The 19,105-nt window shown below is 35.3% G+C and carries 18 protein-coding genes; 10 read left to right on the plus strand and 8 right to left on the minus strand.

Annotated features, from left to right (window positions below):
- Window positions 1–26: 26 nt before the first annotated feature.
- The 3 genes from Dongsha4_RS12060 to Dongsha4_RS12070 all read right to left on the minus strand — a co-directional run bounded on the left by Dongsha4_RS12060 (window position 27) and on the right by Dongsha4_RS12070 (window position 1,949).
- Window positions 27–881, minus strand: a complete 855-nt coding sequence (locus Dongsha4_RS12060) for a type II CAAX endopeptidase family protein (RefSeq protein ID WP_330202621.1) — start codon at window positions 879–881, stop codon at window positions 27–29.
- 44 nt (window positions 882–925) lie between these two features.
- On the minus strand, window positions 926–1,216 hold the full coding sequence (clpS, locus tag Dongsha4_RS12065) for an ATP-dependent Clp protease adapter ClpS (RefSeq protein ID WP_330202622.1): 291 nt from the start codon (window positions 1,214–1,216) through the stop codon (window positions 926–928).
- A gap of 223 nt (window positions 1,217–1,439) precedes the next feature.
- On the minus strand, window positions 1,440–1,949 hold the full coding sequence (locus Dongsha4_RS12070) for a hypothetical protein (protein WP_330202623.1): 510 nt from the start codon (window positions 1,947–1,949) through the stop codon (window positions 1,440–1,442).
- 404 nt (window positions 1,950–2,353) lie between these two features.
- On the opposite strand from Dongsha4_RS12070, the gene Dongsha4_RS12075 reads away from it, so the two are divergent.
- The 6 genes from Dongsha4_RS12075 to Dongsha4_RS12100 all read left to right on the plus strand — a co-directional run bounded on the left by Dongsha4_RS12075 (window position 2,354) and on the right by Dongsha4_RS12100 (window position 9,765).
- On the plus strand, window positions 2,354–3,262 hold the full coding sequence (locus Dongsha4_RS12075; RefSeq protein WP_330202624.1) for a MoxR family ATPase: 909 nt from the start codon (window positions 2,354–2,356) through the stop codon (window positions 3,260–3,262).
- A 78-nt stretch (window positions 3,263–3,340) separates the two neighbouring features.
- Window positions 3,341–3,853, plus strand: coding sequence for a dihem cytochrome c family protein (locus tag Dongsha4_RS12080; protein WP_330202625.1), 513 nt, complete (start codon window positions 3,341–3,343; stop codon window positions 3,851–3,853).
- Between the two features lie 144 nt (window positions 3,854–3,997).
- Window positions 3,998–5,695, plus strand: a complete 1,698-nt coding sequence (mutL, locus tag Dongsha4_RS12085; RefSeq protein ID WP_425590798.1) for a DNA mismatch repair endonuclease MutL — start codon at window positions 3,998–4,000, stop codon at window positions 5,693–5,695.
- 249 nt (window positions 5,696–5,944) lie between these two features.
- Window positions 5,945–6,988 (plus strand): cobalamin biosynthesis protein CobW, encoded by a 1,044-nt coding sequence (gene cobW, locus Dongsha4_RS12090; RefSeq protein ID WP_330202627.1) that lies wholly within the window; start codon window positions 5,945–5,947, stop codon window positions 6,986–6,988.
- A 123-nt stretch (window positions 6,989–7,111) separates the two neighbouring features.
- Window positions 7,112–8,278, plus strand: a complete 1,167-nt coding sequence (sat, locus tag Dongsha4_RS12095; RefSeq protein WP_015219538.1) for a sulfate adenylyltransferase — start codon at window positions 7,112–7,114, stop codon at window positions 8,276–8,278.
- A gap of 326 nt (window positions 8,279–8,604) precedes the next feature.
- Window positions 8,605–9,765: an NDP-sugar synthase gene (locus tag Dongsha4_RS12100; RefSeq protein WP_330202628.1), complete on the plus strand. Its 1,161-nt coding sequence runs from the start codon at window positions 8,605–8,607 to the stop codon at window positions 9,763–9,765.
- 39 nt (window positions 9,766–9,804) lie between these two features.
- Here Dongsha4_RS12100 and Dongsha4_RS12105 read toward each other — a convergent pair whose 3' ends face one another.
- Together Dongsha4_RS12105 and Dongsha4_RS12110 are read right to left on the minus strand one after the other, a co-directional pair.
- Window positions 9,805–10,587 (minus strand): aminotransferase class IV, encoded by a 783-nt coding sequence (locus Dongsha4_RS12105; protein WP_330202629.1) that lies wholly within the window; start codon window positions 10,585–10,587, stop codon window positions 9,805–9,807.
- 23 nt (window positions 10,588–10,610) lie between these two features.
- Window positions 10,611–10,811 carry a hypothetical protein gene (locus Dongsha4_RS12110; protein ID WP_330202630.1) on the minus strand — a complete coding sequence of 67 codons (201 nt, stop codon included), beginning with the start codon at window positions 10,809–10,811 and terminating at the stop codon, window positions 10,611–10,613.
- A gap of 266 nt (window positions 10,812–11,077) precedes the next feature.
- Between Dongsha4_RS12110 and Dongsha4_RS12115 the strand changes: the two genes are divergently transcribed.
- Both Dongsha4_RS12115 and Dongsha4_RS12120 read left to right on the plus strand, forming a co-directional pair.
- Entirely contained in the window at window positions 11,078–11,395 is a 318-nt protein-coding gene (locus Dongsha4_RS12115) for an antibiotic biosynthesis monooxygenase (RefSeq protein ID WP_330202631.1), read from the plus strand.
- 129 nt (window positions 11,396–11,524) lie between these two features.
- On the plus strand, window positions 11,525–11,959 hold the full coding sequence (locus Dongsha4_RS12120) for a photosystem I reaction center subunit II PsaD (protein ID WP_330202632.1): 435 nt from the start codon (window positions 11,525–11,527) through the stop codon (window positions 11,957–11,959).
- Between the two features lie 452 nt (window positions 11,960–12,411).
- Here Dongsha4_RS12120 and cobQ read toward each other — a convergent pair whose 3' ends face one another.
- The 3 genes from cobQ to Dongsha4_RS12135 form a co-directional block, all read right to left on the minus strand.
- Window positions 12,412–13,896, minus strand: coding sequence for a cobyric acid synthase CobQ (gene cobQ, locus Dongsha4_RS12125; protein ID WP_330202633.1), 1,485 nt, complete (start codon window positions 13,894–13,896; stop codon window positions 12,412–12,414).
- Window positions 13,897–14,158: 262 nt separating this feature from the next.
- A complete protein-coding gene (locus Dongsha4_RS12130) occupies window positions 14,159–14,914 on the minus strand; it encodes a DUF2993 domain-containing protein (RefSeq protein WP_330202634.1) in 756 nt (251 codons plus the stop codon).
- Window positions 14,915–15,151: 237 nt separating this feature from the next.
- Complete coding sequence (locus Dongsha4_RS12135) at window positions 15,152–15,310, minus strand: hypothetical protein (protein ID WP_330202635.1); 159 nt, start codon at window positions 15,308–15,310, stop codon at window positions 15,152–15,154.
- Window positions 15,311–15,747: 437 nt separating this feature from the next.
- Between Dongsha4_RS12135 and Dongsha4_RS12140 the strand changes: the two genes are divergently transcribed.
- Both Dongsha4_RS12140 and Dongsha4_RS12145 read left to right on the plus strand, forming a co-directional pair.
- Window positions 15,748–15,945 (plus strand): hypothetical protein, encoded by a 198-nt coding sequence (locus tag Dongsha4_RS12140; RefSeq protein WP_330202636.1) that lies wholly within the window; start codon window positions 15,748–15,750, stop codon window positions 15,943–15,945.
- Window positions 15,942–19,082 carry an FtsK/SpoIIIE domain-containing protein gene (locus Dongsha4_RS12145; RefSeq protein ID WP_330202637.1) on the plus strand — a complete coding sequence of 1,047 codons (3,141 nt, stop codon included), beginning with the start codon at window positions 15,942–15,944 and terminating at the stop codon, window positions 19,080–19,082. Before Dongsha4_RS12140 ends, Dongsha4_RS12145 begins: the two co-directional genes overlap by 4 nt.
- The last annotated feature ends 23 nt before the right edge of the window (window positions 19,083–19,105 follow it).

The following is a 19,105-nucleotide window of genomic DNA, read 5'->3' on the forward strand; positions in this document are numbered from 1 at the left end:
TTTTTTTAGTTAATATTTTTCTTAAATTAGTTAATATTAACATCCTTTTTAACTTTATTTCTCAATTTATCATCTATTTTTAGACTATATAATAATATCAATAAAAAACTAATTCCCATAACTCCTGCAATGGGATTTTTGTCTATTCCTGTTATCCAAGATGGTACTACATCGTTATAGTTTATCATTTGTCCTACATTTACAATATAGTAACCCCACACTAAACCACTATGAATACCAATACTAATACCTAATAAGTTAAGATGCGATCGCTTCCCTAATACTAAAATATATCCTAAGATAACCAAAGCAGGAAAAGTAACACTGGTACGAATTACTTCAGGCAGGGGTTTAATAAAATGTAAAAAGGCAAAAATAAAAGCATTTAAACTAGCAGAAAAAGTCAGGGAAAAATCTCTTTCCAATTCCCATAATAAAAAGCCTCGAAAAAACAATTCTTCTGCCAAGCCAATCCCAAGAGCACTTATAAATCCTTCTGTTAATAGTTTAATCAAGGGTAAGGAAGGAGATTGAAAACTTACCCACCCCAATAAAAACTCAACTCCAAATAATAGCCAATTAGAAATAAAACCAATAATTAAACCTTTGATTAGAAAAAGAAAATTGGTGCGAGAAAAAACTAAACCATAACTTTTAAAAATATTAGATTTATCATATACAAATTGACCCCAAAACTTAACCAAAAATAGAAAAATGACAAATAAAATTGCCATAGTTATAATAGTAGTTAAATTAGGATCTTTTGCTCCTAGAAAATAGTAAGTAGAGAGTAAAAAAGGAGACCAAATAAATAGTAAGGCTAAGACAAATAGCCCTAACCTTAAAACTATGGGATAATTTTTGATATTAGATAAAAGCAAAATGAGGACAATTAATAATTAATATAGATAGTAATAATAAACCATTATTCCGCAGGTTCGATCGTGCTAGTTAAACCCTTACTTTTTAAACTTTCACAATAAAACTCAGCGTGTTCCAAAGCACATACTGTTACTAAACCAACACCATTTGTATGAGCTTCCATCATTACACTAACTGCTTGAGGTTCATTCATTCCAACGGTTTCCATTAAAGTTTCTACCACATACTCCATCGTATTGAAACTGTCATTATGCAGTAAAACTCGATAACCCGGATGATGTTTTTTTTCACTATTAGCTTTTGTTTGCGGATTTTGAATAACCTGAGTTGCCATAAAAGTTGATAACCTCCATCTGTATAATAAATAGTGAATAATTAGTAGTTAATAGTGGATCACTAATTAATGATATTAACAAGTTATTTAACCACTAATTCTCGATCAACATAATTCCTAATTCTTCTAATCCCCCCAACAGACATCGCCATAAATATATACAGGCAGAATGACTTTTTTACCCCTTAAAAATCCTAATTTTTATCAGAAGTAGAATGGAATACTAAGCTAAGACGAAATCAACATCACTTGTGCCTCCCGTTTCACCTTCCCCAGATTGTAATTTTGTTCCGTTAATTTCTACGGCAAAGGGAGTATTTCCCATCTTTAAATTATAGTCTGTGGCAGAATTGGTATAGCCTACACTAGCAATCATTTGTCTTCCACTGTCAGTATATTGAAAAACAAGCATTTGATTTTTAGATTTTTCGTTATCGTATGCCCAGATTACCATATACTGTTTATCCTGATATTCAAACACTTTGGGAGGGCGATTAGGCTTATAACGCCCCGAATTACCAAAACTTTTATCAAGAAAATCTTGAACGGAAGAAGTTTCGACAACGGCAAAAGCAACCTCTTCTTCTGGATTAGAAATTTGAGCATCTTCGGGAGTTTCGGGCAATGCTTCTTGCTGTTTTTTATTATGGAAATAATCAACGGCTTTTTTTACCCCCACTGCACCAACCGCAGCTATTCCAGCACCAATGAGGACGTTGCGTAATTTACTCATGATAGTTTTTTAATTTCTTGTGTCTAACTAATTTTTATCTTACAGCACTTTTCAATTGTACAAACTACTTCTCGACACGGTAGCGATGCTCATTCTAAAGGAGTTGAGTGGTAGGCTAAGAAGCAGACACATTTAACATCCCATCTAACAGGTAAAGAGTAGGTAACAATGTGATCATACATAACAAGGGGCTTAAGCCCTCCGCCCAATAAAAAGATAAGTTTAATAAGTTTTAGCTTGATGACTTTTTACTTACAAAAATACTGATGATTTAAAATTAATTTTGAGAAAAATTAACTAAAACCTAAAGCCTGAAACCTACTTAGAGAGTGATATTTGTATATCGCACTTCGTCTAAATTTGATAAAATATGGACTCAGTATCACACAAGGAAATAACTGCTGATGAGGGAAAAAATTACCATTCTCAAAGAAAATCTAGCCCGTACAATTGTGGGTAAGGATGATGCCATTAAATTAGTTTTAGTTGCCTTATTAAGTGGAGGTCATGCTTTACTAGAAGATGTACCCGGAGTGGGTAAAACCCTCTTAGCGAAATCTCTTGCAAAATCAATTAATGGTAAGTTTCAGCGTATCCAATGCACTCCTGATTTATTGCCTAGTGATGTAACAGGAACAAATGTTTGGAATCCCAACAGTCGAGAATTTGAGTTTTTAGCAGGTCCTGCTTTTGCGAATGTTTTACTAGCAGATGAAATTAATAGAGCTACTCCGAGAACTCAATCAGCATTGTTAGAAGTAATGGAAGAAAAACAAATCACCATTGACGGAGTTGCTAAGATTGTACCGACACCTTTTTTTGTCATTGCCACACAAAACCCAGTAGAATATCAAGGAACTTTTCCCTTACCAGAAGCACAAATGGACAGATTTGCTATTTCTTTGAGCCTCGGTTATCCTTCTTTTGAGGAAGAGTTGCAAATGTTAGAAAAGCAGTTAAATCCCACTTTAGTGGAAGAATTAGAACCCTGTGTGAGTTTACAAGACGTGAAAGATTTACAAACAGAGGTATTTTCAGTTAGGGTTGCTCCAGAGATTCAAAAGTATATCGTTAATTTAATCAATGCTTCTCGTCAGGATGATGATATTGCTTTGGGGGTAAGTCCTAGGGGAACAATTGCTCTACAAAAAGCATCTCAGGCTTTAGCTTTCTTGGAAGGGAGGGATTATGTTATTCCCGATGATATTAAATTTTTAGCACCTAGTGTATTATCTCATCGTTTGATTCCGGCCGGAGGTAGAAATGCCAAAGTGATTGTAGCTCGGTTACTCAATACAGTTGCAATAACTTAGTACCAACGAGTGCGATCGCATTAATGTCGCCGAAGTTGGAGAGGGATAATTCTCAAATATTCATTTTTAAGGGTAATCATGTTTTTTAAGTCAAAAAAAAGAAAAAAAGTAACTTTACCACTAATATTAGCTTTAACAGTCTTTTTCTGTTCGATTTTTGGGTGGGGTGCATCCTTAGCGATGAATCATCAATCTTTAACCGCAGGAACAAAATCTGTTGATAAAGCAGTAGGCAACTTTGTTATTGGTAAAGACTTATACTTAGAAAATTGTTCCACTTGCCATATACCAATTCCCCCAGCCGTTTTACCCTCAGAAACATGGCAGACAATTTTGGAAAATCCGGGGAATCATTATGGTGTGAGAATAGATGGCATTGTCCGTTTTACCCAAGTTTTAATGTGGCAATATTTACAGCAGTATTCAAGACAATTACTTAAGGATGAACCTCAACCAAAATTTATTGCCCAGTCTCGTTACTTTTTCGCCCTACATCCTGATATAGAATTTACAACCCCAGTTACTCACAATACTTGTGTTGAGTGTCATAATCGAGCTAGTGAATTTGACTACAGTGTCACTAATGAGTAAATGAGTCAGAAGTAGGTAGCAGGTTTCAGGTGTTTTTATTATTTATGATCAAACTATAAACTATTGCCTATTGCCTATAAACTATTGCCTATTGCCCATTGCCCACCCTCATGACACCACTTTTTCATCAACCCCTAATTACTAATTGAAATGGCTATCAGGAAATTACCAGACAACTTAATTAAATTAATTGCCGCAGGAGAAGTTATAGATTCATTAGTAGCCGTTGTCAGAGAGTTAGTAGAAAACAGTTTAGATGCAAAAGCCGATCGCATTTTCGTGTCCATTTATCCAGAAACATGGAATTTACAAGTAGCCGACAACGGAGAAGGTATTACCCAAGAAGATTTACCTCTGACGATTCAACCCCATGCCACCAGTAAAATAAATAATACCAATGATTTAATTAATATTCACACACTGGGATTCAGGGGCGAAGCCTTACATAGTATCGCTCAATTGGCACAGATTAATATTAGCAGTCGGGTTACTGATGATTGCGGTTGGGAAATTATGGCTGAAAATGCCCAACTACAACATATTTATCCTAAACCCTCAGCCGTGGGGACAATAGTAAGAGTTAATGACTTATTTGGCAATATGCCTGTGAGAAGACAGGTAAATCCCCCTTTTAAACAGCAGTTGAAAAAAATTCAAATCTTGTTGGGAGAATTTGCTTTATGTCATTCCCATATTACTTGGCAATTATTAGTAAATGATCGTTTAATTTTTTCCATTAGTCGTAGTAATTCTGCGGATAGAATTTTGCCACAATTATTAAAAACTATTCATTATTCTGATTTAAAAACTATTAAAAAAACTCTTGATACTCCCTATGAAAAATCTATTTCTCACCTTGAATTAGTTTTAGGATTACCCGATCGCATCTCTCGTCCTCGACCAGATTGGGTTAAGATAGGAATTAACGGTAGAATAATCAAATGTCCTGAGTTAGAATCAGCTATTTATAAGGGTTTTCATCGTACCTTAGAAAGAGATCGTTTTCCCGTTGCCTTTTTACATTTACAAACATCTCCTCGACAAATAGACTGGAATCGACACCCTGCTAAAGCGGAAGTCTTCTTAGATAATATTGAATTTTGGCAAGAACAAATTAAAGATACTATTGCAGAAATTTTTAAATTAACTAATAATAATATATCTCAAAAATGGGAGAATAAGAGAGTTGAAAATATCCTTAAAGTAGCAGAAAATAAAAGTATTTATAACTTAGAAACGCCAGAAATCAAAGAAACAGAAAAAGAGACAGAAGAAAACATCGGTTTAATTAATTTACAAGTCATTGCTCAAGCAAGAAATACATATATTATTGCGGAACATTCCCAAGGAATATGGTTAATAGAACAACATATCGCCCATGAGAGAATTATTTATGAACAAATACAAAATCAATGGGAAATAGTCGCCTTAGAAAATCCCATTATTTTAGATAAATTACTACCAAAACAAATAGAACAACTAAATAATATTGGTTTGGAAATAGAGACTTTTGGGGAAGATTTATGGGCATTAAGAACTATTCCTAAAATACTTTTAAATAGAGATGATTCTTTATCAGCAATTATGGAATTAAGTTATGGAGGAGATCTCAATTCTGCCCAAGTTGCGATCGCTTGTAGAAGTGCCATTCGTAACGGTGAAAAACTGACTATTGAACAGATGCAAAACATCGTTGATAATTGGAAAATTACTAAAAATCCTCACACCTGCCCCCATGGCAGACCTATTTATTTATCCCTAGAAGAATCCTCTTTATATCGCTTTTTCCGCCGTCATTGGGTATTAGGAAAAAGTCATGGCATTGAGGAAAAAAAGACATGAGCCACCCCTCCCCTGACCGCTACGGATCAAGAAAAGGGTGGCTATCTTCTCATAGTTAAATTATAACAAATTAGACAAAAAATTGTCAATAGTTTTTTTGTTCTTTTTAGATTATTTAAAATTAATTTAGTGGTTATTAAATTAAAGATAGAATGTGTATTTTATTATACAAAGGTTGAATAAAAAAATTTTTTCCATAAAATGTATAGAAGGGAAAATATCAAAATTAATAGATAAATAATAATCAAAATGCACAAAATTCCAGTAACAGTAATCACAGGCTTTTTAGGTGCGGGAAAAACTACCCTTTTACGACACTTATTACAAAATAATCAAGGAAGAAAAATTGCGGTTTTAGTTAATGAATTTGGAGAAGTAGGTATTGACGGAGATTTACTGCGTAGTTGTCAGGTATGCGATACCGAGGAAGAAGAAAATAACATCATTGAATTAACTAATGGCTGTCTTTGTTGCACAGTCCAAGAAGAGTTTTATCCTACCATGCAAGAGTTATTAACTAGGAAAGATGCGATCGACTCTATCATTATTGAAACATCTGGATTAGCCTTACCAAAACCCCTCGTACAAGCCTTTAAATGGCAAGAAATTCGCACCCATGCCACTGTTGACGGTGTGGTAACGGTTGTTGATGCCCAAGCCTTAGCTAATGGCACATTAGTAGGAGATTTAGAAGCCTTAGAAACTCAAAGAGTGGATGATCCTAGTTTAGATCATGAAACCCCCATTGAAGAACTATTCGAGGATCAATTAGCCTGTGCAGATTTAGTATTATTAACCAAAACTGATTTAATTAGCGAAACGGATTTAACTCAAGTTAAGTCTTGGTTAGAAAAGGAATTGCGTCAAGGAGTAAAGGTAATACCCTGTCATCAAGGAGAAATTAACCCTGATATTTTACTCGGTTTTAACGCCGCCGTGGAAGATGATTTAAACAATCGCCCCTCCCATCATGATACAGAAGAAGAACACGATCACGATGACGACATAAATTCCCTTGAGTTAGTGATTTGTGAAACTTCCAACCCACAAGATTTAATCCAAGAATTACATAAACTAATCACGAAATTTGAAATTTACCGCATCAAAGGATTTGTAAATGTTCCTGATAAACCCATGAGAATGGTATTACAAGGAGTGGGCGATCGCATCGAAACATTTTTTGATCGTCTTTGGAAACCTGAAGATAATCGAGTAACCCGTCTTGTAATCATCGGCAAAAATTTAGAAAAACAAAAAATCAATCAAGAACTAAATAACCTCACTGAGAGTTAATTTTCCCCTCTCTCCTTCTCTATCCAATCCCCTAAAACCTTAAATTTGGCAACCTGATTGTTTCTGAGAGTCAATGCCTGATACTATAAAACCTGATCCTTTATCAACTTAACAAAAATTTATATGAGTAATATTATAGAGACGATCGCACCTCATGGAGGGCATTTAGTCAATCGGGTGGCTACTCCTGCCGAAAGAGACGAATTTATGGCACAAGCAGATAGCCTTCCTAGAATTGAATTAGATGATCGTGCCTTATCTGATTTAGTTATGATTGCCATAGGCGGATTTAGTCCTCTTAACGGGTTTATGGCACAAGATGACTACGAAAGAGTAGTAGAAGAAATGCGTTTAATGAACGGATTACCTTGGGCTGTACCTGTAACCCTTTCTGTCAGTGCAGAAGTAGCAGAACCTCTAAAAGAAGGTAGTTGGGTACGTTTAGATGATCATACTGGCAGATTTGTTGGTGTATTGGAATTAACCCAGAAATACCGCTATAACAAAACCCATGAAGCAGTAAACGTGTATCGCACCGATGAAGAAAAACATCCCGGAGTTAAAGTAGTTTACGAACAAGGAGAAATCAACCTTGCAGGGCCTATCTGGCTACTACAAAGAGACGATCATCCCTACTTCCCTAAATATCAAATTGATCCCGCCGAATCCCGTAAAATGTTTGTAGAAAGAGGCTGGAAAACCGTTGTTGGCTTCCAAACTCGTAACCCCATCCACCGCGCCCACGAATACATCATCAAATGTGCCTTAGAAATCGTTGATGGTTTATTCCTTCATCCCCTCGTTGGTGCAACCAAAAGCGATGACATTCCTGCTGATGTGAGAATGCGCTGTTATGAAATTATGGTAGATAACTATTTCCCTCAAAACCGAGTTATTCTTGCTATTAACCCTTCTGCTATGCGTTACGCAGGTCCTCGTGAAGCCATTTTCCATGCTTTAATTCGCAAAAACTACGGTTGTACTCACTTTATCGTTGGTAGAGATCACGCAGGGGTAGGTGACTACTATGGTACTTATGATGCTCAACATATTTTCGATGAGTTTAAGCCTGAAGAATTAGGCATCACCCCTCTTAAATTTGAACACGCCTTCTATTGTACTCGTACAAATCAAATGGCAACCTCAAAAACCAGCCCTGCTACCAAAGAAGAAAGAATCCACTTATCAGGTACAAAAGTAAGAGAAATGTTGCGTCGTGGTGAATTACCACCTCCAGAATTTTCTCGTCCTAAAGTAGCGGCCGAATTGGCTAAAGCAATGCACCAATAAGAGTTCAGGGTTCGGAGTTAGGAGTTCGGGGTTCGGAATTAATTTTTAAGATTAGATAGGTTAGACAGGAAGGAGTATTAGGACATTAGGGGGAAACCGCCCATTAAAAACTATTGTCTGCTCCATTCTTTGGATTATTATTCAGAAAATCAAACTTGAAACCTGAAACCTAATCAAATCAGATATTCTTATATCGAACTGAGGTATCAGCTTTGCCCGTTGCCTAACTTTACCTAGACCAAACTATGCTTTTCCTCAATATAATTGCACTGTAGGATAAACTTGATTAAGTTATATTAAATATCAAATTTAAGATCAAGAATATTATGAAAGCAATGATTCTGGCGGCGGGTAAAGGAACTCGTGTTCGCCCCATCACCCATACTATCCCTAAGCCTTTAATTCCCATTTTACAAAAGCCTGTAATGGAGTTTTTGGTAGAGTTACTCCGTCAACATGGTTTTAAGCAAATAATGGTGAATGTTAGTCATCTAGCTGAAGAAATTGAAAACTATTTTCGGGATGGGCAACGTTTTGGGGTGGAAATTGGTTATTCTTTTGAAGGACGTATCATTGATGGTGAATTGGTGGGAGAGGCTTTAGGCTCTGCTGGTGGTTTAAAAAAGATTCAAGAGTTTAATCCTTTTTTCGATGATACTTTTGTGGTTTTGTGTGGTGATGCTTTAATTGATTTAGATTTGACTGAAGTTGTGAGACAACATAAAGCCAAAGGGGCGATCGCAACAGTAGTAACAAAAAGTGTTCCCAAAGAGGCAGTATCAAGCTACGGTGTGGTAGTAAGCGATGAAAATGGCAAAATTCTCACTTTCCAAGAAAAACCTTCTGTAGAGGATGCTTTGAGTACGGAAATTAATACGGGGATTTATGTTTTTGAGCCTGAAGTAATTAACTACATTCCTCCCAATCAAGAATATGATATTGGTAGTGAGTTATTCCCTAAATTGGTAGAATTAAACCTCCCTTTTTATGCGGTTAATATGGATTTTGAGTGGGTGGACATTGGAAAAGTTCCAGACTATTGGGAGGCTATTCGGGCGGTATTAAGGGGAGATGTAAAAAATGTGCAGATACCGGGGAAAGAAGTAAAGCCGGGGGTTTATACAGGTTTAAATGTGTCAGTTAATTGGGATAAAGTTGATATAACTGGCCCTGTTTATATTGGTGCGATGACTCACATTGAAGATGGTGCAAAAATAGTTGGCCCCTCTATGATTGGCCCTAACTGCTGGATTTGTGAAGGGGCAACGGTGGACAATAGTGTTATCTTTGAATATTCTCGTCTTGGTTCAGGGGTTTATTTACAGGATAAATTAGTATTTGGTCGATATTGTGTGGATAAAACTGGTACTGCCATTGATGTTCAAGCGGCTGCGATCGACTGGTTAATTACAGATACCCGTAAAGAAACAGTCAATCATCATAATAAGGGACAATTTATCACCGATTTTGTTACAAATCAATCTTAAGAAACCATTATTTTCCGTTTAAAGAAAAATGCTAGGGGATTAGTTAAAAATCCCTCTCAAAGTCTTATAGGCAGGATGATTATAGTCATAGTCAATCACTTTTTCTCCGTTCATTATCTTATTAAAAGGAATTATTTCTATCACACTATTACTATAGGCTATGGCTTCCAAGTCATTAATAAAATCTGGAGTCCATTGGTTAATTTCAATGGGGAATTGTGCTTTGTCAATAATAGTTTGTCGAGCAATTCCGGGCAAAATACCTTGAGCTAAATTAGGGGTAAACCAAATACCTTGTTTATATCCCCACAAATTACCAGTGCTGGTTTCTAACCAATTCTGTTCAATATTTGTCAAAATTGCTTCTTGATAGCCCTGTTTTTGTGCCTGTTGCAAAGCCAACCAAGGAGCAAGATAATTACCTGTTTTATGTTCAGGAATAGAGCGTTGTATGGAAGGGTTTAAACATACTAATCCTTTTATTCCTTCCCGTTGCTTTTGCAATAAATTTGTGGGTAATTGTCGCCCAATAATTAACTCTCTACCATCGGGAAAAACAGTAATTCTAATCACAGGAAAATATATTAGTAACTGCTCAACTTCTTGTTTTATTAATTTCCAATCAGGAGAAGTCCAATTTAATTCTTTTATACTCTTTAAGAGGCGATCGCAGTGTTTTTGCCAATTAGTAAGAGGATGATTTAACGATTGTTCATAGACTCTCATGGTGGTAAAAACTGTTGCACCATAAAGCCATGTAGAATCATTTATATTAAGAGAAATACTACTTCCTTCGTAAAATTGACCTTCATAATAAAACATAAATTGAGATTTTTACAGAATAACTATTTATACAGATTTTCTTTCATAGAATAAGCAACACCGATGGAAACAATACGGGAAAGACGCTCACCATTTTCCCACTGATTACTAATTTGAAAACTTTGATAAAACTCAGCAATTAAAGAAGACGAAAAACCAACGATAATATAAGCTATTATACAGTTACGCCAAAAGATAGAAGAAAAGAAAATTTGTTTTAACATAATGGAGAATCATCAAACATATGATAATGTATTTGTTATTATTTTTGACTTTAATAATAAATAAAAAGTTTCCATCAATCTAAAATTTAATTAATTTTCTGTCAATAGAGCATTTAATCAGTTCATAATTTTAGTATTTCAAGAACTCCTTTGCTCCTTGACCTTTTTATCTTAATGTAACTGTTTATGAATCAGAAGATTCCTATGGAAGCAAAAAAACTTAAGATGATCAATAGAGATTAATTGTTATATTTCTGAATTAAACTATGCAAGAATTTAGTGACTTTTTACGTCATAAATGTGCCTACGTGGCAACAGCAACCTTTAAACCGGGTAAATTTCCCGAAGCCCAGAAACTATTTGAAGAGGCGATCGCATCTTATTCTCAAGGATTTAAAGGGGCATACCTATTCCAAAAACCAAACACAGACGAGGGAATAGCCTTTATTCTTTGGGAAAAAATAGAAGATATGGAAGAAAACAAAAACGAAGTCCATAACCAAATTGTGGAACAAATGAAGCATTTATTTGCCACCCCTCCTCAAACCAGTTTTTATGATGTTTTAACAGAATTTTCTCCTTAATAAGAATTTACACTTGAAGGATAAAAAAAATAAACTGTTACAGTTCATAACAAAGATGCACAATAATGGGGATCTCAGTGGTAGCATTGCCTAGATAGTAAATATAATTTGTACAAAAGCAGTATCTCTATGAGCGAAACAATTCAACTTACAGGAACAATGCCTAAATTTGGCGGTAGCACTGGCGGTTTACTTTCTGCGGCTGACAGAGAAGAAAAATATGCCATCACTTGGACTAGCAAAAAAGAGCAAGTCTTTGAAATGCCCACTGGTGGAGCGGCTATCATGAATGAGGGTGAAAACTTATTATATTTTGCCCGTAAAGAACAGTGTTTAGCATTAGGTACTCAATTACGCACTAAATTTAAGCCCAAAATTGAAGACTATAAAATTTACCGTATTTATCCTACTGGCGAAACTCAATATCTTCATCCTGCAGATGGTGTTTTCCCTGAAAAAGTTAATGAAGGCAGAGAGTTTCACGGTAAAAAAGACAGAAATATTGGCAAAAATCCTGAACCTGTTACCCTCAAATTCTCTGGTAAAGCACCTTACGACGTATAGTTCTAGCTGTTAATTCCAGACTCAGGGGGATGGTAAGTAAGAGAAAAAGGAATCTTTATCCATACATCTTTTACAATTCCATCTCCTTTTTTATGATCAATTATTCATTAGACTTGTTGCAGAAGTTACCTGAGTTCGAGATAGAATTTTCGGTTTTGGAAAGGTGTCGGGTATTAGCTGTTCGGTATCGAGTTAAAGAATTGATAAAAAACACATCTTTATTGATTTTATTATTTTCAATCTTTAGATTAACTAAACAACTTGATTAGAAAATTAAACCTAAAACCTGCAACCGGCAACCTGAAACCTAACCATAGCAACAATTTTTAAATCGAACTGAGGTAAGTTGGGTAATTTGGGTAATAGGGAATAAGCTGTATCAGGACAAGTAAAGATTGTTGAAATTATCTGGTGTTTAATTTATTTTAAATTTGATTTTACAAACTCACTAATTATAACTTCAGAGGAGTTAAATCTAAATGCTCATCAATTAAATCCGCAAGAGAATCGAGAATTTTTTCCCTTTGTTGGCGATAATTAGCAATTCCAGTGGGTAGAGATGGTAAACCTCTTTTCAGTCGCAAAGTGTTTAACCATGCCCGTCTCCATGCACCATTATCAAAAATTCCATGTAAATAACAACCCCATACGGATTGATTATCATTAACTAAACCTAGGGTTGGATCGTCAAAAAGACTGTTATAACCGATTTTTCTTTGTCGGCTCAGAGCAGGTATTACTTCTGTATAACCTTGGTGAATTTCATAGCCGTCCACAGGTAATCCTTTTTGGGGATAGTTAGCGTTTACTTCCCTTTGCCGAGTGATTTTTTCTACTTTTAATGTGGTTTGAATGGGTAACAAATCTAGTCCTTGACAAGATTCCTTAAGGTTTTCTAAGTGATCTGGATCTAAGACTTGATGTCCTAACATTTGGAAGCCTCCACAAATGCCAAATACTGTTCCTCCTGATTCTACATACTCTTGAATTTGAGCTTTCATTCCCGTGTTTTCCAAAACCATTAAATCGGGAATTGTGGTTTTTGTACCAGGTATAATTACAGCATCAGGATAACCAAGAGGTTGATCTGGTTCAATATACTCAATTAAAAGGCTTTCTTCCGCTTCAAGGGGGTCAAAGTCGGTGAAATTGGAAATGCGAGGTAATTTGATGACGGCTATTTTTAGTTGATAATTAATTTTACGGCTAGGGCGTTCTAGTAATCCTAAAGAATCTTCTGCAGGTAAGTGAGAATCAAACCAAGGAATAACCCCTAAAACTGGTATTTTAGTATATTCTTCCAGCCATTTTAACCCGGGATCTAAAATAGATTTATCCCCTCTAAACTTATTAATAACAATTCCTTTAACGAGCGATCGCTCTTCTGGTTCTAGCAATTCTAATGTACCAACAATATGAGCAAAAACCCCACCTTTTTCAATATCTGCGATTAGAATAGTATCTGCTTTAAGATGCTTGGCAATACGCATATTAGTTAAATCTCTATGTTTAAGATTAACTTCTACTGGACTACCTGCACCTTCACAAATGATTAAATCAAATTCTCGGCTTAGAGTATCTAAACTTTCGCTTATGGCTTGCCAACCTTTTTCAAAATAGTTTTCATAATATTCTTTAGCGTTGGTAACTCCGACAGATTCTCCTTTGATAATAACCTGAGAAGTCATATTACCTTGAGGTTTTAAAAGAATCGGATTCATTTCTACCCTTGGTATTGTTTTCGCCGCCCATGCTTGTAAGGCTTGAGCGTAGCCAATTTCCCCTGTGGTAGCGGTAACATAAGCATTCAAAGCCATATTCTGACCCTTAAAGGGAGTAACTAACCATCCTTTACGCCACATTAAGCGACATAGGGCGGTTACTAAAGATGATTTACCTGTGTGAGATGCAGTTCCCACTACCATTATTGCTTTCATCGGATTATTCTCAGTTGGATGTTAGACCGTATTAATACTTAGAAGGAATTGAAATAAGACTAACTTAATACCTATAAGGGGTTGAAATGATTCTCTATTCCTTTTCCTCTTAAGTATCGTGAAAAAGTCTAAAAAAATCAATAGAATTCTCGAAAAATTAGGGTGGTAGAGGGCGGTTAAGAATAAAGGATGAAGATAAAATTAATTCTTAACTCTTAAATTATGATTGATAATTACTAATCCCTTCTTAATAATTGAAATATTATTTTTTCCCTTCTGGGAAACGATCAATTTCCACAGTGCCATAAAAGACGAATTCTTTATCTTTTACTCTAGCTCGATCGACTCTTAACCTACTACCATCGAGTTTAAATTTGTCTAAATCAAGTAAATTATTGACATGATCTAATATAGCTTTGCTTAATTGAATTGAGTTTTCTTCCCCTTCAAATTTAGGGTTAATAAACTGAATTTTAGTTCTACCTTCAGTATGTAATTCTGTTTGCATATTAATGGGAATATAATTAGTATTATCCCCTACTTTGATTTCTGATTGAATATTAATGGATTTATCTGAGTTAACGGTTATTTGAGTATTTTGAAAATGAAGGGATTGCCCTTGATATTGTAATCTTTGCAGTTTTTCGATAATAAAAGGAGTGTTAAAAGAGCGAGTTAAATCTTCTTCTGTTAAGACAATTCTCATGGTGGCTTGAGTTGGTTGTCTCAATTTGACTTTGCCACTAAAAATAGCACTAAAGTCGATGGAAATAGCTTGTAAGTATAACTCCATTGCTTCTAAACGCAATCCGTTATACATCACCATTCCTTTGCCTACAAAATCAAAACCATCAATACTCCCTTGTAATATTTTAGCGATAGGTTCAGCTCTCACATTGGCTTCTAGTTTGCCTGTTTTTTTAAATAAGGCTGCGATCGCTGTTGTAACTACTTTACTGACGATTTGATCGCCACTTTGTCCTGGAAAAGGTAAACTACCAAACACGATTGCTGACATTGTTTTATTTATCTTTACAGTAACCTATCTTAACATTAAGAAATATTAAAATCTGTTAATTAATATTAACTTATCTTCGGGGTAATCATTGAAAGTAATTAGTAATGGGTCTTATAAGTTAAGGTGATGATGGAGTAAAAATAGGGGATTAGGGTGTTAGGGGCAATACCTTCACCAATTTTACATCAATAAAAAAGCGATCGCACCTCTACAAAAACTCGATCCCGAAGGGATCTGCTACGCAGCACGCACCCTCCGCAAAAACCCGATCGCACCTCTACAAAAACCCGATCGCACCCCCCACAAAGCTCGATCACATCCTCCACAAAAACCCGATCGCACCTCTACAAAAACTCGATCGCACCTCCCCCACAAAACCCGATCACACCTCCACAAAACCCGATCGCACCTCCCCCATAAAACTAAATCACTTTCAGATTGTATTCTTAAAGATATTGGTATATTATTAATGAATATGTCGATATAACTCCCTAAAATCTGATGGAAGGCAAGCACAAATACCTACACTATCAAGACCTCAAAGAATATTATGATTGTTTAAAGATAATTGACGATCAAATTAATCAATTATCTTCTGCTAAACAGGATTTGTCTTGGTGTGAAAGTAAGTTACAGGAAGGTGAGAAGTTAGTTAAATCATTTGGTTTTACTAATCAGAACATAATAAACTTTCCAGAAGTCGCTCTTTACTCAAAAAAATTGAAAAAGAAAAAGTTCAGAAGATTCTAAGTGCTATAAAAGAGGATGGACTGTTAATACTTGAAGGTCAGGAAGGTATTGTTGTATCAAATGAGCAAATAAATTCTTATGTGTTGTCTAAACCAATTTTATTAGAAAAATTAAAGCAATTAACAACAGAAAAATTATTGTTACAAATTGGTATTGTTATTTATTCTATTGTTTATGTAATCGTCATTGCAGGGCTATTATATATTGCTGTATATGTATTGTTATTTATATTTGCTCTTTGGGTTTTAGGTGCTATACTATCAGGGGCTTCAAAAAGATGAAAAAATCAAACAAATCTAGCTCCTCCGAATACTTTGACTTTTTTAATTTATTTGGACAACTAAAGAAAAAGAATGAAGAAATAAAAGAAATAAACAAAAAACTTGCTGATGACAAAAATATATTATATCTAGAAAATACAGAAATACCAAGATTATTGAATGTTATTTCTGAGTGTAAAAATCGAATTATCAAATTCTTTTCTGAATTGAATGAATATACAAAGTTAGCACATAAATTTAAACAAGAAAAAGAAGATGAATTAAAACAAATATTTCATGAAAAATCAGCAAATATTAATCAAATAATCAACAGAATTTCTATTTTAGATGATCCTAATGCCTCTATTAATCTATTAACTTTTCATTGGGATGATCCTTTATGGATTCCTTCCGAAAATGATCCCTCCCATTGGCAACCTCAAATCAATAATTTAGTCCCTGATATTGTCCGCATTGGAGAAATTGAACTAAATAACAATTATAACCCCCTCCGATTTCCCGCCCTTGTTCCCATTCGTGACCTTTCCAAGCAATTACAGGGTAGTAAATCTGGACACATTGCCTTTTATTCTCAGGATGCCAACTCTCGTCAAACCGCCCTTTTAGCCATACAATCCCTTGCTTTCAGAATGATTAGTACCTTCCCCGTGCGAAAATTTAAAGGCATCTTTATCGATCCTGTGGGTATGGGGGACACCTTTCCCTTTGGTAATTTACACGACTTTATCACCAGCCAAAGAATCTATACCCGTGCTGATGACATTCGGGAACAATTACGGGGTTTAACCGAACACATTGAGCAAGTAATTCAAAATTATTTAGGCAGTAATTACCCCACCATCGAAGATTATAACCTTGAAGCAGGGGCAATTTCCGAGCCTTATCGTTACTTATTTATCGCTGATTTTCCCACAGGTTTTGATCAACGTGCCTTAGAAGACTTAAAAAGTATTCTCCTCAACGGTCCAAAAACAGGGGTTTATGTCATTCTACACATCGACAAAAATTTAGAAAAGCCCAGAAATTTCGATTACCAAACCTTTAACGATTTCTGCTCTATTATCAATAAATTTACCAATAATTCTCAGTATCAGATTTATTTTCCCAATATTTCTCAGCCTTTCTCTTTGATTTTAGATAAACCTCCAGCTAACGAACTGTTTAACCAAATGGCAGAAGCCATTAATCAGGCAATCAGAAACGTCAAAGTTGATACCGTCGCCTTTTCCAAACTTTATCCAGATGTTAATTGGTATGCTGACAGTCGCAAAGAAATTAGAACCCCCATTGGTTTGATGGGTGCAAAGGATAAACTAGAATTTTGGTTCGGGGAAAATGAAGACGGAGGCATCGTTAGTAATGGTTTATTAGCAGGAAAACCCGGTGCTGGTAAAAGTTTTACTCTCCATGCCATTATTCTTAGTTTAGCTATGCAATATTCTCCCGATGAATTGGAATTATATTTATTAGATTTTAAGCAGGGAGTAGAATTTCAAATTTATGTCGATGCAGAAAAAGGCGAAAATCGTAATTCTAGGGAAGAATTAGACGAAACAAGGGCTTTACCCCATGCGAAAGTTATTTCCATCGAGAGCGATCGAGAATTTGGCTTAAGCGTCTTAGAATATGTTAATCAACAAATAGAAGAACGCAGTAAACTATTTAAGTCCGCAGGTAACTTTGAAAAAATCTATGAATACCGCAACGCTACAGGCAATAAATTACCTCGTATTTTGGTGTTAATCGATGAGTTTCAATATATGTTTCAAGAAAGTGATCAGATTGCCCAACGCCTTAACGTAGTCATGGAAAATATAGTAAGACAAGGACGAGCCTTTGGTATTCACTTATTAATCGCCTCTCAATCTCCCAATGTGTCTAATATGAATCGCAAAATCTATGACTTTCTCGATTTACGCATGGCGTTACAAATGCCTCAAAACACCGCAGGTTATGTATTAGATGAAGGTAACACTGACGCTATTGATTTATTAGATCGACCAGGTAAAATGATTTATAACCGCAACTTTGGCAACAAAAACTATAACGACATTGGGCAAGTAGCAGACATCTCCGCCGAAGAAAGGCATAAGGCTTTGATTAACATTCAAAACGTGGCAAAAGAAAGACAATATCAACGCCCCGAACCGCTAGTGTTATTCTACGGCTCAAAACCGACTCAATTAAAAGATAATCGCCAATTAGTGCAGTTAATGAAAATGAATCAATGGTTATCTTTAAGGGAATTAAACAAAAAAGTAATTAAAGATCCTGATTGGATTGTACCAGAAAGCCCCGGAGTATTTTGGTTAGGTGAACCCATGCGCATCGGCAATCACACTCAAGGAATATTTCGCCGTCGCCCTCGTAGTAATCTGTTATTAATAGGAAATTCGGAAGAAACCATTTTCGGCATTATTGGCGGTATTTTAATTAGTTTAATCCACTGCTATCAACCGCAAAAAGCAAAGTTTAATATCATTGATTTATCCATCGAAGATGAGGATAATTATTGGACAGAAATGACCGTTAATTTTAGGGATATGTTTGCTGAATTTTTCCCTGTTAAAATTGCTAAAAAATATAGTGATAAAGAACAACAAATAATTAAAGCTGAAGCCCTATTAAAAGAAACTTTTGAAGAATTTGAAAGAAGATTAAAACTAAGAGATGAAAACCCAGAACTTAACCCCGATGAATTAGGAGAATCATTATTTTTTGTCTATGCCATTGGAGGAATAAATAAAGCCTCAAATTTACGCCCTGTCATGGGAAGGAGAGAAGAAGAACCTTCCGAGGATGCTCAAAAAATTCTGGAGTTAATTTCTAAAGGTTCAGAGTTAGGTATTCATACTATTTTATGGTTAGAAGATATGAAAGGTTTTGCCAAACTGAGTGCTAATAATCGCCAGTGGTTAGGAAACTTTGATTTGCGAGTAGGTTTAACCATGTCAGGGGATAATTCCCGTTTATTATTAGGAGAATCTTTTGCAGAAAAATTACCCCGATTAAGGGCATATTTTAAGGATGATTCTTTAAGCATCGATTTAGATAAATTTAAACCTTATGCTGTCCCCAGTAAAACAGAAATGCTTGAATATAAAAATAATTTTAAGAAAAGGAAATCGCCCGAATAACAATTAAATTCTCCCCTTTGTTT

The sequence above is a fragment of the Cyanobacterium sp. Dongsha4 genome (assembly GCF_036345015.1).
GTDB lineage: Bacteria > Cyanobacteriota > Cyanobacteriia > Cyanobacteriales > Cyanobacteriaceae > PCC-10605.

Excerpts from the sequence above, each read along its gene's own strand:
- clpS (WP_330202622.1), bottom strand. The coding sequence starts at position 1,216 with ATGGCAACTCAGGTTATTCAAAATCCGCAAACAAAAGCTAATAGTGAA.
- Dongsha4_RS12070 (WP_330202623.1), bottom strand. The coding sequence starts at position 1,949 with ATGAGTAAATTACGCAACGTCCTCATTGGTGCTGGAATAGCTGCGGTT.
- Dongsha4_RS12075 (WP_330202624.1), top strand. The coding sequence starts at position 2,354 with ATGAGGGAAAAAATTACCATTCTCAAAGAAAATCTAGCCCGTACAATT.
- Dongsha4_RS12080 (WP_330202625.1), top strand. The coding sequence starts at position 3,341 with ATGTTTTTTAAGTCAAAAAAAAGAAAAAAAGTAACTTTACCACTAATA.
- cobW (WP_330202627.1), top strand. The coding sequence starts at position 5,945 with ATGCACAAAATTCCAGTAACAGTAATCACAGGCTTTTTAGGTGCGGGA.
- sat (WP_015219538.1), top strand. The coding sequence starts at position 7,112 with ATGAGTAATATTATAGAGACGATCGCACCTCATGGAGGGCATTTAGTC.
- Dongsha4_RS12100 (WP_330202628.1), top strand. The coding sequence starts at position 8,605 with ATGAAAGCAATGATTCTGGCGGCGGGTAAAGGAACTCGTGTTCGCCCC.
- Dongsha4_RS12105 (WP_330202629.1), bottom strand. The coding sequence starts at position 10,587 with ATGTTTTATTATGAAGGTCAATTTTACGAAGGAAGTAGTATTTCTCTT.
- Dongsha4_RS12110 (WP_330202630.1), bottom strand. The coding sequence starts at position 10,811 with ATGTTAAAACAAATTTTCTTTTCTTCTATCTTTTGGCGTAACTGTATA.
- Dongsha4_RS12115 (WP_330202631.1), top strand. The coding sequence starts at position 11,078 with ATGCAAGAATTTAGTGACTTTTTACGTCATAAATGTGCCTACGTGGCA.
- Dongsha4_RS12120 (WP_330202632.1), top strand. The coding sequence starts at position 11,525 with ATGAGCGAAACAATTCAACTTACAGGAACAATGCCTAAATTTGGCGGT.
- cobQ (WP_330202633.1), bottom strand. The coding sequence starts at position 13,896 with ATGAAAGCAATAATGGTAGTGGGAACTGCATCTCACACAGGTAAATCA.
- Dongsha4_RS12130 (WP_330202634.1), bottom strand. The coding sequence starts at position 14,914 with ATGTCAGCAATCGTGTTTGGTAGTTTACCTTTTCCAGGACAAAGTGGC.
- Dongsha4_RS12145 (WP_330202637.1), top strand. The coding sequence starts at position 15,942 with ATGAAAAAATCAAACAAATCTAGCTCCTCCGAATACTTTGACTTTTTT.